Below are 15223 nucleotides of genomic sequence, written 5' to 3'. Positions count from 1 at the left end.
CCCGCCACTGGTGGCGCGAGCCCTGGCGGCGAGTCTCGAAGACCAGCCCCGACGGGAGGTGGTTGCCGGCGAGCGTATGCACCGACTCGCACGCCGCGATGTCTTCGAGATACGTGTAGATTACGAGCTCGTCGGCAGATCGTTCGAGCACGTCGTGATACCGGGCCGCCTCGCAGTCCTGTTCCGTGATCGACTCCCCGCATTTCGTCCCGTCGAAGCGAACGTCCTCGATCCGGTCGAGCGCACGCTCCGGCCCGGAGATCCGTTCGATCCGCCAGAACCGATCCTCGGTCACGAAGCCGTCGAGCGAGTGGGCCACGACCGACGGCCACTCGATGCAGACGTCCATGATGGGGTCGGCCCCGGCGTCGTAGTCGATGGCGAACGTGAACTCCCGCACTCGTGGAGACGAGTTGGCGCTCGACAAAAGGGTGCCGTCCGTGGACGGCCGAGAGACAGTCGACGGGGTGGGTCTCAGAACAGTCCGTTGACCACCAATAGGACGGTGGTGCTGACGGCGACCAGCCCGACGAGCACCACGAGGATCGGGCGGTAGCCGGTCGAGCGGAGGTCGTCGATATCGATTTCGAGTCCGAGTCCTGCGAACGCGAGCATGAACGCCCAGTCGGAGGCGTGTGAGAGCGACGTGATCGCGGGATCGCCGAGGACGCCGAGGTTGGCGACGACCATCACCCCCAGAAATCCGAGCACGAACTTCGGAAACGTCTTCCAGAGGTGGGCCACGCCGCCGGAGACGCTTTCGGCGACGCCCGATCCCTCCGTCCGTCGGGCGTAGTGGAGGGCGTAGCCGATGGCGGCGAGCCCGATCAATGCGTTCCGGGTGAGTTTGACGAGCAGTGCCCACTCGCCGGCAGTCTCGGAAAAGGCGAACCCGGCGGCGGTCACGGGCCCGGTGCTGAACATCGTGAGCCCGGCCCAGATGCCGAAGACGGTATCGGAGAGTTGGAGGACGTGGCCGACCAGCGGGTAGACGAACAGCGTCGCCGCGTCGAACAGCAACACCGTGGCGGCGGCGTAGGCGATCCGGGTTTCGTCGGCGTCGATACTTTCGGCGATGGCGACGACCGCCGACACGCCACAGATGCTCGATCCCGCGGCGAGCAGCGATCCGGTCTCCTCGTGGATGGCGAACACCCCGCGAGCGAGCGCTTCGACGACCACGAGGGTCGCGAGAACAGTACCAATAACGAGCAACAGGATGCTGGGCCCGGCGGCGAGAACCCGATCGAGTGCGACGCTCGCGCCCATCACCACGATGCCGGTTTCGAGCCAGACGTTGTGGGTCCCGACACCCGGCTGTGCCCACGAAGGGACGCCGTAGGTGTTGGCAATGACGATTCCGATGACGATCGCCACGATGAGGTAGTTCATCGAGGGCACCACCGATGCGACGGTGCGGGCAGCGAGGCCGATCACAACGAGCGCCACGAGTCCCGGCAGCAACCGTCGTATCCGCCTCACCACGGGATCGACACTCCCGCTTGGACGATCGCAACGAGAACCCCGCCGAGAACGACGGCCTGCCAACCGCTGTCGAGGTCGGTCCACCATCCCACGACGCCGGCGAGCGCCGGCACGCTGTCGTCCATCGTGTCTCCGGATCAGTCAGGGACGGTCATACGCGTTCGTTCGTCGTACGACAAGGTTGGCGCACGACGAACTGCACGTTACGACGAGCTGATCGAGAGACGCTGGCGGAACGTATCACCACGGGCTACCGATCGAGTTCGGCGAGCAGGTGCGAGAGATGAAGGCGGTCGTTGGTGCCCTCCGCGAGATCCATGTCGATCTCACCCGCGAGGCGGTGGAGCGCGGCGGCGTCCGGACCCACCGATCGTGATCGCGCGACACGGAGGAGTTCGGCGAGGACCTCGCCGCCGTCCATCCCTTCGTCGACGAGCAGGTCGTCGAGGGTCGACCGGGCGTCGGTGAACTCGCCGTCGGCAGCCTCAGTGATCATCGCCTCGATCCGGTCGTCGCGGCCCACGGAACCGAGCGCGTCGTAGGCGGCGTCCATCGTGATCTCGCCGACCTCCTCGGCGGTGGTCTGCGCGCCCAAGATCGCCCGCCGGAGATCGCCGTCGGCGGAGGCGGCGACGTATTCGAGACCGTCCACGTCGTGAGCCACGTCCTCGCGTGCGACGATCGATTCGAGGACGCCCACGATCTCGTCGGTGGTCGGCGCGCGCACCGGGATCGAAAAGCACCGCGAGCGGATCGGCGGGATCAGCTTCGAGGGCTGGCGCGTCGCGATGACGAACTGTGTCGTCCGATGATGGCGCTCCATCACCCGCCGGAGCGCCTGCTGGAAGTCCTCACGGATCCCCTCGGCGTTGTCGAGGAGCACGGTTTTGTATCCGCCAGACACCGGCGCGTAGCTCGCGGATTCCGAGAGCACGTGTTTGATGAGATCGGCCTTCGAGGAGTTGCGCCGGCGCTTCGGCGTGATGAACGACGCGAATCGGGGGTCGTTGCTCACTTCCTTTTTCGTCCGGCCGAAGACGTCGGCGACGTTCAGCTCCACCAGATCGTTGTCGGGGTCGGCGTGCGTTTGCTCGGCGAGCGCGCGCACCGCGGCGGTCTTGCCCGCACCCGATGGTCCGTGGAGGATCAGATTCAGCGGTTCGTCGATCGCGCGCTCCAGCGACTCCCGAACCGACGATTGGGGAAGATCGGCGAGCGCCGGCGCGTGCGTGTCGGTCCACAGCGGCCCGTCCATCGACGAGTGATCGGGACGCCACGAAGATGAATCGGTCGGTCGTGGCCGGCTGCGATTCCGGACTACTGCCCGGTGACCACGACGAGCACCACGAAGACGGCGAAGACGAGCGCGAGCACCGGGAACAGCGGGTTGTCGAGGATGCCCTCACGGCCGTCGCTCCCGCCACCGTAAGCGGTGGTCTCGTGATCCGACCCGCTCGCAGGATCGGGGGTGGACGTGGCTGGCTCGGTCGTCTCGGCCGTCTGGGTCGTGGTCGGTGTCAGCGTGGCCGACGACACGTTCGCTCCCGACGTGGTCGACGACGGCTGTGGGGCGGTCGTAGTGGATTCGCCCTGTGTCGGCTGCTGCGTCCCGTTCTCGGCGGTCGTCGGGGCGGCGACGCTCCCCGATGGCGTCACGGTCGTATTCGGCGCTTCGATGGTGACGACGCCCGAGGCGTTCACCGGTCCATCGTCGATGTACGGTTCGTCCTCACTCCCGTTGGAGGGCACGTACTGGAACTCGCGGTCGCCGTCGGAGTCGGTGTAGGCGGCCGCGCTGAGACGCATGTTCCGATCCTGTGCCGTGGCGTTCAGGCCGGAATCGTCGCTGCTGACCGGGACGGTGACGTTCGTGTAGCTGCCGGGTTCGAGATATCGGGTGGCCCCGATCACGCTCTCGGTCGCGTTCGAGTCGTTGTACGGACCCCGGTGAACACCGACGTAGCCGCCCTCGGGGAGCGTGACCGGCCCGACGGTGACGGTCGAGCCGTTCGTGGTTTCGTTCGGGAACGCGAGCGTCGCGTTCGTCGGTCGCTCGGCGGACGGCACCGTCACGCGGACGCGATCGGCGACCGGCGATCCGTTCGTGGTGTAGGCTCCGTCGGTATCCGCCGCGATCAGCCCATCGAACCGATCGTCGCCGTCGGTGTCACGGTGGATCGTGGCGACCAGCGTCGTGTTCGTGCTGAGACGGCTCACGTTCACGTCGGCCCCGGGAACGCCACGCAGCGTCACCCGGCCCTCGTGGGTGCCAGCACTGAGCGGCAGGCTTACCCCGACGACCGAGCCGTTCGACCCGGCCTCTTCGAGCAGGACGAACCCGCCGTCGGGGAGCGTGGCGGCTTCGATAGCAACCGACCGGCCGTCACGCGTCTGGTTCGCGACGGTGATCGAGGCGTTCGTCGTTGCGTTTGCGTCGTCGGTTTGCAACGCCGCCCCACCGGCCGAAATCGCGGGCGCGCTCCCAGCAGCCCCCGTCGTCATCGCGAGGCTCGCCGCTGCGAGCACGGCGAGCAGGAGGGCGCTGCGTCGTCGAATGGAGGTCATGCGAACAGCTCCGCCGGGGCGAACGCCGCGTGGCAGGCGGCCGCCCTCGTCAGCGTCATCACTTCCGGAATGAGAGGGACGGTTAAAAGCCCGACGATGTGTCCGACAGGTGTTAGCCACGCGTTTCGCGCAACCAGACAACCCCGCTCGCTGGCAGTCGTCGTGGTCGACGAGTGGTCGTCAGTCCCGTACGCGACATCAGGATACCCGAATTACTCTCGCAATCATCACCGACACATCCGACGAACAGTATAACCGCCCGGCACACGGAGTCGGCGGCGTGACCGCCCCGCTGTTCGGCGTCTACAACGATCCGGATCGGATGGCTGTCCTCGAACGGATGGAGCAGTGGCTCGGCACGTCCCACGCGATCCAGACGGTGTTCACGCCGTGGAGTCCGGGTGCCATCGACGAACTGTTCGATCGAATCCTCCCGTCGATCTGGACGGCGGGTCGCGTCCCGCTCCTCACGTGGGAACCGTTCACCCCGACGCCCGATGCGACACCGCCCGACGTCGCGGCCCGGATCGTTGCCGGCGAGTACGACGAGTATCTCGATCGGTGGGCCGACCGGCTGGCCACATGGCTCGCCGGCCCCGATAGCGAGCTGGGGACCGCGGACGACCGGCGGCTGTATCTCCGACTCGCCCACGAGATGAACGGTGACTGGTACCCCTGGAGCCCGACCGTCGGCGAAAACGATAGCCGAACGGCGGCCGATCCGTCGACGTACCGGGAGCTGTGGCGTCACGCTCACGATCGCATCGAGCGAGAAGGTATCGACGGCACGCACTGCCAGTGGCTCTGGTGTGTCAACCACGTCGACGTTGGCGGCGTGTCGATGGAGGACTGTTATCCGGGTGACGAATTCGTCGACTGGCTCGGCATCGACGGGTTCAACTGGGGGGATAGTCGGGAGTGGTCGGCGTGGCGCTCGCCCGCGGCGGTGTTCGACGATGCGCTCGATCGACTGACCCACCTCGCCGACAAACCGATCGCCGTACCGGAGTTTGCGAGCACCTCCCAGACCGCGAACGGCCACGACCCCGCACGGAAGGCGGCGTGGATCCGGGCGGCGTACGAGTATCTCGACGACGCAGAGGTAGCGCTGGCGTGCTGGTTCAACGAGGACAAGGAGACCGACTGGGCGGCGTTCGGCGGCGAGCGCGGAACCGAACGTGTCGCTGGCGAGCCATCCCACGAAGCGTACGCGACGTACAGAGGGGCGCTCGCCGGCGGTGACCGTGCGGAGCCACCGAGATCACGGATCGTGAGTGATGCGGCGTTTCTCGGGCGGGGTTAGAACTCGCCGGCGAACTCGTCGTCGGTCAACAGCGGCGGGTAATCGGGGAGCGCGCTGAGGAACCCATCGCGGGAGACCGATCGCTTGTACGCCTCGTAGGCGGCGTATTGGGTGCCCGAAGCCGAGACCTGTCCCGTCCCGCGTTCGCCGCCGAAGATCGCCCAGTCAGCCTCGTCGACCCCGGTCTTGTCGACGTTGAACCAGCACGTCATCTTGATGTCGTTCTCCTCGACGTACGTGAACGCGCTCTCGATCCACTCGGCCTTGCGTGCCGGTCGGGGCTCAGTGCCACCCTCTCCGCCGACGACCGAGGTCGAGGCGAACTCGGTCAGCGCCATCGGCTTGTCGGTCAGCTCGCGCAGCCGCCCGAGCATCGGGTCGAACAGCTGTGTTGGCGACTGCCAGCTCGAATACGACTCCGTCCCACCCCGATTGAACCCGTCGATCCCCACCCAGTCGACGTACTCGTCGCCGGGGTAGTACCGTTCGGTTTGCAGGTAAGAGGGGACCTGCTCGGCGTTCACCGCCCAGACCCACTGGACGTCCGTCTCGTCGAGATCGGTCTCGTCGAACGCGTCGTACAGCCGTCGCCACATCTCCACGTAGTCCTGTGGCGTTCCGGCTGTGGGGTTCTCGCCGCCGGTGGCGTTGCCGGTGTCTTCGACGGGCACAGGCGTCGACTCGATACGGCTCGAATCGACCGCACTCCACGGGAACCAGCTGCCGTTCATCTCGTGGGCGGGTCGGAAGTAAAACCGCCGCCCGCGTGTTTGGTCGCCTCGCGGGCGCGCCCACGATTCGAGCAGCGACGCCCATTCCGCGAGCTGGTCGTCGTACTCGCCCTCGGCGATCTCACGTTCGATCGCCTCGGAGGTCTGCTGTCGCTCGGGGACGAACGGCTGCCACGAGATCATCGGGACGTGGCCCGCCTCCCAGACGTTGGTGAGAGGCCCCTCGACGAACCGCCGTTTGTTCTCGGTCGGGCCGAGCGCATCGACGAACAGGAGGGCAACCGCCGGCGGCTGGCCGAGCCACTCCGTGAGGGGTGCGAGGTTCGAAGCGAAATCGGGGCCACCGGGATAGACGCCGGCGAGTGCTGCCCCCGAGCGCGTCGACGGCGCTTCGGGCGTTGCCGTCGCCGGCGAGGTGGTCGTCCCGGTCGAGTCGTTCGAACCGTTCGAGCCGGACGAGCCACCCATCCCGGCCGATCCGTTCGAACCGTCCGATCCGGATCCATTGCTTGAGCCGTTCTGGCCGGAACCACCGAGGGAATCGAACGGCGTCGCACAGCCGCTGGCTCCGAGGATTCCGGCAACGCCCGCCGCTCGCAGGAACGTCCGACGATTCATCTACTGGTTCGGGAATGGCTGCATGCCCCGTTAAAGATTGTGGTGCGACGGCCCGGGAGAAAACCCCCTGTTCCACCGGGGGAGCCGACAGCCGAGCGGCCGCCCGCGACGCCCGGATTCGCGTTTCGTGGCGACGAGTTCAGTCGCCGTCGATCTCGCGGTCGGTGGTATCGACCAGATCGGGGTTGACCTTCCGCGTCACCGCGAAGTCCGTCGGCGGGATCACGAGACCGGCGAGCGCCCCGAGCGAGTGGAGCAGGCTCACGATCGGCGTCAGCACGACCAACGCCACACCGACGAGCAACGACTCGTCGTAGTACCGAATCCCGAGGAGTGACCAGACGAGCACGAACGTGAACACCGCGACCGAGAGCACCTGGAAGGCGAGCTCGAACGCGATGGTTCCGGGGATGAACAGCGGGACGAACGTCAGCAACGGCACCGCAGGCGAGAACGCCCACGCGATGTTCCGAACGGTTGTGAGCGTGCGATACAGCGGTGAGAGCAGGCCGCGCTGGGCCTGCGAGCCCGCGATCCACCGGCTCCGCTGGGCGATCATCGCCCGGACCGTCGGCGGGGCCTGGGTGTCGAACATGTCGCGCGCGAGCGCGAAGTCGAGATCGATCCCCTCGTCGGCCGCCACGCTCCAGACGAACGTGGTGTCCTCGATCATCGTCTTCCGATCCCACCCGACCCAGCCTTCGAGCTCCGCACGGATCGCGATCCCGCCACCCCACGCGTACAGCGGCACCGAGAGCGAGGGGAACGCGCGCTGTTCGATCTGGAACCCCAGTCGAAAGACCTCGGCGAGATAGGTGAGCCACGACTGACTCCGGCGCGGCCGTTCGCGGAACTGGACCACGTCGGCGTCCGGAACCCCGTCGAGGTCGGTCACGATGCTGTCCTCGTCGAGAAAGAGCACGAACTCCTTCTCGCAGGTGAGATGCTGTCGCGCCCATTCGAGCGCGCGCCCCTTCCGGATCGCCTCGCACTTGAACGCCTCGGGGACGACGTGGACGGTCGCCCCGTCGATCGTCATCGGCTGCTCGGCGATCACGTGACGGTCGGTGATCGACTCGGGGAGCGCGTTCACGCTCTCCTGGACGATCCGCTCGGAGTCGACCGTCAGAAAGCGCACCTGAACGTCGGCGGGATCGTACGCGGGGTCGGGATACTCGTAACGCCGGCCGACGAACGCCACCAGATACGTCCAGTACACGATGGAACAGGCAGCAAGGAGAACGATGATCCAGAGGATCACCGAGAGGATCGCGGGAACCGCCGCGAGAACCTGTCCGACCATTGGCAATATGAACGACAGCGGACACATTAAGTGTTGCTGACTGCGGTGTCATCGGGACGGTCTACCGCATGCTGTCGCCCGTTCGTCCCGTCTCGACAGTCGGGACGGCCCGCGGCGCGCGCCCGGAAGGGCTTTCCGGTGGCTGGTGAAAGCGGGGAGCGATGGTCGAGGTGAGCGTCATCGTGCCGACGATCCTGCCGCCCGGGGCGACGATCGAGCCCGTCGAGCGCCTCGCGCGCGACGGATTCGACGACTACGAGGTGATCGTCCGTCGCGACGACGGGGCGGCCCACGCGCGCAACGTCGGTATCGAACGGGCCAGCGGCGAGAAACTCGTCTTCCTCGACGACGACTCCGTTCCGTGTGAGGGGTTTCTCAGAACGGCGAGCGTCGCGCTCGACGCCTACCCCGCAGTCGCGGGCCGGGTGGTCCAGCCCGCCGACGCGCCGTATCGCGACCTCGAACTCCCGTGGTACGATCAGGGCGAGAAGACCAAACCCACCGATCTGCTGCCGGGCTGTAACATGGCGATCCGGCGTGAGGTCATCGAATCGGTCGGTGGGTTCGACGAGGAAGCCTTCGGTTGGGGCCACGAGGAGTCCGAACTCGCCGAACGGATCGCCGAGGAGTACGCGATACAGTACGTCCCCGAACTCGTCGTCGAGCACACCTACGTCGAGTCCTTCCGGGACTTCCTCGAAAAATCGTATCTCCTCGGCCGGGCCGACGTGCGGTGGTGGCGGCTCGACGGCAAATCCGACCGGTGGCTGCTGCGACAGACGCTCAACACTTCGCTTCGAGAGGATTCGCGGCTCGGAACCGCGCGACGGGTAGCTCAGCGCGTCGGCTGGATCGCTGAAACGGTCGCCGGTCGGGACTAATAGGGGCGAGGTGTTCGGAGTGTTCGGGCATCTGTGATCGTTGTCGCAGTTGCTTTCGTTTCGGTTGCTGTCGCTGCTGTTACGACCGCTACGATCCCGACACAACTGAGAACCGCAGGCCACACGCCTCCCCAACCGACTCCTTCGCTCGTTCGCATTCGCTCACTCTGCTCAGTCATCCCTCGCACGGGAGTTGTGCGCCGACGGAGCGGCGTCTGCTCACGGCGCTTCGCGCCGTTCGCACGGCCAGCGGGACGGCTTGCCGTCCCGCTCGGCGCAGCCGCGCGCCAACCGCAAGCAGCACTACCGCAAGCAGCACTACCGCAAGCAGCACTACCGCAAACCAGCACCAGCCGCAGCAACCACGCTGATCGTCGGAGTCAATCACACCGATCATCGGTCCGAAGCGGCTATCCCGGCGGGCGGGCGAGCACGGGTATGCAGGTAACGTTCCTCGGGACGGGCGGCGCGGTCCCGACGACACGACGCAACACCAGCGGACTGCTGCTCCGCCGCGACGGCGAGCGCCTTCTCTTCGACTGCGGCGAGGGGACCCAGCGCCAGATGATGCGCTTTTCCACCGGGTTCACCGTTTCCCATGTGTTCCTCACCCATCTCCACGGCGATCACGTCCTCGGACTTCCCGGGTTGTGTCAGACCCTCGATTTCAACGACCGCGAGGAGCCGCTCGCGATCCACACGCCACCGGGCACCCGGAGCACGGTCGAGAACCTCGTCGGCGTCACCGGCGCGCGCCTCGGCTACCCCATCAGGGTGAGCGACGCCCAGCCGGGCGGCGTCGTGCTCCGGAAAAACGAATACGAGGTCCGTGCGTTCGCGACCGACCACCGCACCCAGTCGGTGGGCTACGCGCTAATCGAGGACGACCGCAAGGGCCGATTCGATCGCGAGCACGCAGAGGAACTCGGCGTGCCCGAGGGGCCGAAGTTCTCCCGACTCCACAGGGGAGAGACCGTCGAGCTCGACGATGACACCGTGATCGAGCCCGAACAGGTAGTGGGACCGCCGCGGCCGGGCCGCCGGATTGTCTACACCGGCGACACGCGACCGACGGGCGCGACCGTCGAGGCCGCAACCGACGCCGACCTCCTGGTTCACGAGGCGACCTTCGCCGACGATCGCGCCGAGCGTGCCGCCCAAACCGGCCACTCGACAGCGATCCAGGCCGCCGAACTCGCCAACCGCGCGGGCGCGAAACGGCTCGCGCTCACCCACATCTCCTCGCGGTACGCGGGCGACGCTTCCCAACTCGATCGCGAGGCGCGCGAAATCGCCGAGTGCGAGGCGTTCGTCGCCGAGGACGGCCAGGCGATCGACGTTCCGTACCCCGGCGCGGAGTGACTACTGAGGGATGGACTATCGAAATCGATATTCACGCCGAAACCGTTCGATCGTTATGAACACGTGTACGTACTGCGATAGTGATCTCTCGTCGTACGACCCGGTGTCCGTCGAACGTGGCTCCATCGACACGGACGGCGAACGACGTCGCGAGGGGCAGTTCTGTAACTACGCCTGTTTGTCGGCACACATCGACGAGGAAGGACTGACCGAGGGGGCGTGCTGTCGAATCGAGCTGTGAGCCGTGTAGCAAAACGAACCGTTTGATCCGCGATAGGTATCGACGAACAGTCGCTACCCCGTTTTTCAGCCCGACCCAGCCGACGGCCCGATCGAACAGTAGTTCTGGTCACGACCGTCGTTCGTCACCACCTGACCACGGAGCGTACTGCCGCTCCGACGACGCCAATCTTGATGGGGCGCGGCATCGGTGGCCGGTGTATGGACGAGTCGGTCGCGAGCACGGTCGCCACCTACGAACGGGTCGCCCCCGAGTACCGAGAGCGCCACGCCGATCGTAGCGTGATCGCCGACGCTATCGAACTGTTTCTCGAGGCGATCGGCGGGATCGACGGTGATCGTGTGCTGGACGTCGGCTGCGGTCCTGGCTGGGAGTCCGCGACCTTCCGCGAGCACGGATTCGACGTGAGTGCCATCGATCTCTCGCGGCCCTTCCTCGACGCTACTCGTGAGATCGCTCCTGGGGCGAGCCGTGCGCGGATGGACATGCGCACGCTCGGGTTCGCCGCGAACGCCTTCGACGGTCTCTGGTCGTGTGCGTCGTTTCTCCACGTCCCGCGCGCCGACGCCAACGGCACGCTCCGGGAGTTTCGGCGCGTGCTCCGACCAGACGGAGTGTTCTTCTGTGCTGTGGCACGGGGCGAGGGTGTGCGGGCGAGCGAGAGCGAAGCCTATGGAGAACGGGACGAACGCCGCTTCACGCTCTACACACCGGATGGGTTGCGCGAGCGCGCGGTCGACGCAGGCTTCGTCGTTGAGGAGCTCCACGAGGGAAGCGACAGGGAGTGGCTTCACCTCCTCGCGAGAGCGGAGTAGCGCGGCCGTCGTGCCGTCCGGGCCCGCTCCCGGAGATGCCCATCACTCGCGAAACGCCGGACGCGGGTACGTTTCTTTCGCCTGTTCCGCGGCGTCGAGATCGATCCCGACCGTGACGAACGGCTGGTTTCGCGTGGTGCGGGCGATCACAGCCCCGTCGGGATCGACGATCCAGCCCTCACCGCCGAAGACCACGTTCGACTCGTCTTCGATCGTGACCCGGTTCGACGACGCTACGAACGCGCCCGAGACGACCCCGGTCGAACGCCCGCCGGCACGCCACTTTTCGAGGGTGCGCTGCTCGGTCGCCCGCGGATTGGCGATGAGGTGTGCGCCGGCGTGGCCGTACGAACGCGCCTCCTCGGCGGCCCACAGGTCGGTACAGATGAGGAACCCGGTTTGCGCGCCGGCACAGTCGACGAGGGAGAACTCGCGCTCGCCGCGATCGTACCACGACGCCTCCCAGAACCCGGGTTCTTCGGGAAGGTAGCGCTTCTCGTGGACCGTCGTCGCGCCGTCGTCGTCAGTCCACCGGACGCCCTCGTTACACCGTCGCTCCCCGCGGATCGACGGACGGGACAGTAGCACGGTCGCGGGTGCGAGGGCGTCGAGACGTTCGATCCACTCGTCGTGTGCGGCGGCGGCGCGCTCCCACGCAGCCTTGTCGTCGGTCGGGGTCGCGGGAAGCCACGGCGCGAACGGCATCTCGGGCAACACCACGAGATCGCTTTCCTCGCGGGCGACGTGCTCGACCAGCTTCGGCCACTCGCGTTCGAACGTGGTGCGGTCCTCGGGGAGTTCACAGACGGTGACGCGCATCTCATCGCCGTGCAGCGACGTTGGACATAAATCCTACTATTCAACCGGACGACACGGCGTTCGTCCGGCTTTTCACTCCGACGGCCGAAGCTGGCTCATGACCCGTTTCGACGCCGCTACCGCGGACACCCGCCAAGAGCTGTTCGTTGATGCGATCCGTGCCCACACCGAGCGCGACAGCACGTTCCTGACGATCGAGACCGCCACGGTCGACGCGGATGGAACCGACGATACGAGCGAGAGCGACGACGCGACCCACGAAGTCGGTGGGACCGGCGAAGCCGACGCGACCGGCGACGAAGCCGATGCGACCGACACCGACGGACCGCCGTGGGTCCAGTACGCCGACGGCACACTCAACCTCGACTGCACCGACGACGAGCTCGACCGTCTGAAGTCGCTGCTCGACGAGTTCCCGTCGTTCACCATCGACGATCTCGCCACCCCGGACGAGGCTGACGGCACCAACGTTCGGGTGATGGCGCGAACGGACGACAAGCGCGTCGGTGAGTTCGTGGATCGGGTCTTTCGACAGGTCTACGACCGCTCTGACGGATACCGTGCGTGGGTTACAGCCGTCTGACTAGAACGGTAGGTTTTCTACCGGTGGGGCAGAACCGCCGAAAGAATGTACATCGTGATCGTCGGTGCGGGCGGCATCGGCACGCCGCTGATCGAGGTCGCCACCGCGGGCGGCAACGAGGTGGTCGTGATCGAGCACGATGCGGCGAAGGCCGAGGCGGCCGCCACGGAGTACGACTGTCTCGTTCTCAACGACGACGCCACGATCAAGGAGACGCTCGAAGACGCGGGGGCCGACCGTGCGGACGCGCTGATCTCGACGACCGAGCGTGATGCCACCAACATCATGGTCTGCCTGCTCGCCCAGGAACTCGACGTCCCCGACGTGGTCTCGGTCGTCCACGACCCCGACCATTTGAACGTCTTCCGACAGATCGGGGTCACCGGGATGGAGAACCCCCAGCGGCTGATCGCCGAACACCTCTATCGCGCCGCCACGCGCCCGTCGATCGTCGACTTCATGCGGATCGGTGAGCACGCGGAAGTGTTCGAAGTCACCGTCGCCGAGGACGCCGATATTGCCGGTTACACCCTCGCCGAGGCCGACGAGGCGGGGCTGCTCCCCGAGGAGACGTTGATCGTTGCGGTCGAACGCGAGGGTGGTGATCCGATCACGCCGCGAGGCGGAACCAGGATCGAGGTCGGCGATCTGCTGGCGGTGTACTCGGGCGAGGGCGCGACGCCCGAAGTCACGGACGTCTTCGGCTGCGACGAGGACCACGCCGGAGCGCCCCGACAACGACGCGAGCGGTACTGAAATGCGCCGCGGTCACACCGTCGCCAGCGTGCCGTCGGACCTCGCCACCATCGCGCGCGATGTCGGTTCGTTGCTGTCGATGGAGGCGGTGCTCATGGCCGGCTCCGCGCTGGTGGCGCTCGCACTCGGGGAGTACGGCGTCGCACTCGCGTTCATCCTCTCCGCGGTGGCGACGCTTGCGGTCGGCGGGGCCACGAGACACGTCTTCGCCACCGCGCCAGCCCCGCGGATGAAACACGGGATGGTCATCGCTGCCGCCGGCTGGCTCCTCACCGCGCTGTTCGGCGCACTCCCTTTTTTCATCTCGGCACACCTCCTCTCGCCGGCCGATACGGCCGCCTACGTGCCTGCGGGGGCGAGCTACGCCGAGTCGAGCCTCCGATATTTCGCCGATCCGCTCCACGCCGTCTTCGAGTCGATGTCGGGCTGGACCGGCAGCGGGCTGACGATGGCGATTCACGAGCCGTCGCTGCCGCGCGCGCTGCTGTGGTGGCGCTCGCTCATTCAATGGGTCGGCGGCGTCGGCGTGATCGTACTCACGGTGTCGATCCTCTCGCGGCCCGGCAGCGGGAGCTACACGCTCTACCGCAGCGAGGCGCGCGAGGAGCGCATCCATCCGAGCATCGTTTCCACAGTCAGAACGGTCTGGAAGATCTTCCTCGCGTACACCGTCCTCGCGGTGATCGTGCTGTTCGGCGCGATCCTCGCAAGCGAGTCGTTGCCGCCGGCGGAGGCGGCGTGGCAGGCGCTCAATCACGCGATGACGGGGCTTGCCACCGGTGGATTTTCGGTCACTGATAACTCGATCGCGACCTACGACTCACCGTTGATCGAAACCGTCCTGCTGCCGATCATGACCCTCGGCGCGATCGCCTTTCCCATCCACTACGTCGTTCTCAGGGATCGCGATCTCCGCGCGCTCGTCGCGGACCTCCAGACGCGCTGGCTGTTCGTGCTGTTCGGTGTGGGGATCGTCGTCCTGACGCTCCAGAACGTGCGGACGTTCGCCCCAGCGCTCTCGCTGCGCGATTCGGCGTTCCAGTTCGTGAGCGCACTCACCTGCACGGGCTTTCAGTCCTCGCCGATTGGGTCGTGGACAGCGGGCGGGAAACTCATCACCTCGGGGGCGATGGTGCTCGGCGGCGCGGCCGGTTCCACCGTCGGCGGCATCAAGATCATCCGGGGGTACACCATCGCGCGCGGCATCAAGTGGCAGTTCTCGCGAGTGTTCCTACCCGCGAGTACGGTTGTGACGGCCCGGATCGGGGATCGGCAACTCGACAGGGAGGGGATGGAACGCGAGTTCAGCGAGGCCGCCATCGTGAGCCTGCTCTGGCTGCTCGTCCTGCTCGCGAGCAGCGTGGTGCTCACGAACCTCGCCGGGCCGGAGTTCGGCTACGCCGACGCGCTGTTCGAGGTGGCGAGTGCTCAGGGCAACGTCGGCCTCTCGACCGGGATCACCGGGCCGTCGATGCGACCGCTCGCCGAGGCGATGCTCGTCGTCAACATGTGGATCGGGCGGCTCGAAATCATCCCAGTGCTCGTGTTCGCCCGTGCGGTGCTGTACGGGCTCGATCCGTAGTCCCACAGTGAATCGGCCCGGGCGTTTCGAGCGGGAGCGAAACGTCCGAGATTACAGTGATCCATCGGAGTCGAGCGCAGGCAAAACGGCTCCGCTATCGCGGTTCGTTGCTCCTCGAAGCGGACGATGATGTCAGGAAGGCGACCGGGAGAGTGGGTGAAGGGTTTTTGGCCCTTCGG

15 protein-coding genes and 1 pseudogene are annotated in these 15223 nt (G+C 66.7%); 8 read left to right on the top strand and 8 right to left on the bottom strand.

Annotation, left to right across the window (positions count from 1 at the left end):
* The 5 genes and pseudogenes from C450_RS17935 to C450_RS17920 form a co-directional block, all read right to left on the bottom strand.
* Positions 1-400, bottom strand: a pseudogene (locus C450_RS17935) (helix-turn-helix domain-containing protein); the annotation flags it as partial.
* Between the two features lie 74 nt (positions 401-474).
* Positions 475-1485 (bottom strand): YeiH family protein, encoded by a 1011-nt coding sequence (locus C450_RS17930; protein ID WP_049910391.1) that lies wholly within the window; start codon positions 1483-1485, stop codon positions 475-477.
* Positions 1479-1610, bottom strand: coding sequence for a hypothetical protein (locus tag C450_RS23285; protein WP_273834829.1), 132 nt, complete (start codon positions 1608-1610; stop codon positions 1479-1481). The genes C450_RS17930 and C450_RS23285 overlap by 7 nt, the downstream gene beginning before the upstream one ends.
* Positions 1611-1735: 125 nt before the next feature.
* A complete protein-coding gene (locus tag C450_RS17925; protein WP_005045850.1) occupies positions 1736-2740 on the bottom strand; it encodes an AAA family ATPase in 1005 nt (334 codons plus the stop codon).
* 62 nt (positions 2741-2802) lie between these two features.
* Entirely contained in the window at positions 2803-4050 is a 1248-nt protein-coding gene (locus tag C450_RS17920) for a DUF7282 domain-containing protein (RefSeq protein WP_005045848.1), read from the bottom strand.
* A gap of 280 nt (positions 4051-4330) precedes the next feature.
* Between C450_RS17920 and C450_RS17915 the strand changes: the two genes are divergently transcribed.
* Positions 4331-5353, top strand: a complete 1023-nt coding sequence (locus C450_RS17915; RefSeq protein WP_005045847.1) for a glycoside hydrolase family 26 protein — start codon at positions 4331-4333, stop codon at positions 5351-5353.
* On the opposite strand, the gene C450_RS17910 is transcribed toward C450_RS17915, so the two are convergent.
* The gene (locus tag C450_RS17910) at positions 5350-6702 is read right to left on the bottom strand and encodes a glycoside hydrolase family 26 protein (RefSeq protein WP_005045844.1); all 1353 of its coding nucleotides are present in this window, start codon (positions 6700-6702) and stop codon (positions 5350-5352) included. The two genes, C450_RS17915 and C450_RS17910, sit on opposite strands and share 4 nt — an antisense overlap.
* Before the next feature lie 139 nt (positions 6703-6841).
* Entirely contained in the window at positions 6842-8005 is a 1164-nt protein-coding gene (locus tag C450_RS17905) for a glycosyltransferase family 2 protein (RefSeq protein ID WP_005045842.1), read from the bottom strand.
* A 161-nt stretch (positions 8006-8166) separates the two neighbouring features.
* Here C450_RS17905 and C450_RS17900 point away from each other — a divergent pair, with 161 nt between their 5' ends.
* From C450_RS17900 to C450_RS17885, 4 genes are all read left to right on the top strand, one after another.
* Complete coding sequence (locus C450_RS17900) at positions 8167-8886, top strand: glycosyltransferase family 2 protein (protein WP_005045840.1); 720 nt, start codon at positions 8167-8169, stop codon at positions 8884-8886.
* A gap of 438 nt (positions 8887-9324) precedes the next feature.
* Positions 9325-10248 carry a ribonuclease Z gene (gene rnz, locus C450_RS17895; RefSeq protein ID WP_005045837.1) on the top strand — a complete coding sequence of 308 codons (924 nt, stop codon included), beginning with the start codon at positions 9325-9327 and terminating at the stop codon, positions 10246-10248.
* A gap of 55 nt (positions 10249-10303) precedes the next feature.
* Positions 10304-10489, top strand: a complete 186-nt coding sequence (locus tag C450_RS17890; protein WP_005045835.1) for a hypothetical protein — start codon at positions 10304-10306, stop codon at positions 10487-10489.
* 200 nt (positions 10490-10689) lie between these two features.
* Complete coding sequence (locus C450_RS17885; protein WP_005045832.1) at positions 10690-11304, top strand: class I SAM-dependent methyltransferase; 615 nt, start codon at positions 10690-10692, stop codon at positions 11302-11304.
* A gap of 42 nt (positions 11305-11346) precedes the next feature.
* On the opposite strand, the gene C450_RS17880 is transcribed toward C450_RS17885, so the two are convergent.
* Entirely contained in the window at positions 11347-12123 is a 777-nt protein-coding gene (locus C450_RS17880; RefSeq protein WP_005045831.1) for a carbon-nitrogen hydrolase family protein, read from the bottom strand.
* A 97-nt stretch (positions 12124-12220) separates the two neighbouring features.
* On the opposite strand from C450_RS17880, the gene C450_RS17875 reads away from it, so the two are divergent.
* From C450_RS17875 to C450_RS17865, 3 genes are read left to right on the top strand one after another with little or no spacing between them, the layout of a single operon-like run.
* On the top strand, positions 12221-12706 hold the full coding sequence (locus tag C450_RS17875) for a hypothetical protein (RefSeq protein WP_005045830.1): 486 nt from the start codon (positions 12221-12223) through the stop codon (positions 12704-12706).
* Between the two features lie 45 nt (positions 12707-12751).
* Positions 12752-13462 carry a potassium channel family protein gene (locus tag C450_RS17870; RefSeq protein WP_005045828.1) on the top strand — a complete coding sequence of 237 codons (711 nt, stop codon included), beginning with the start codon at positions 12752-12754 and terminating at the stop codon, positions 13460-13462.
* Position 13463: 1 nt separating this feature from the next.
* Complete coding sequence (locus C450_RS17865; RefSeq protein WP_005045826.1) at positions 13464-15044, top strand: TrkH family potassium uptake protein; 1581 nt, start codon at positions 13464-13466, stop codon at positions 15042-15044.
* Positions 15045-15223 lie beyond the last annotated feature (179 nt).

Origin of the sequence: Halococcus salifodinae DSM 8989 (assembly GCF_000336935.1) — an archaeon.
GTDB lineage: Archaea > Halobacteriota > Halobacteria > Halobacteriales > Halococcaceae > Halococcus > Halococcus salifodinae.
Note: the sequence above shows the minus strand (reverse complement) of the source record. Positions and strands in the feature narration are given on the sequence as shown.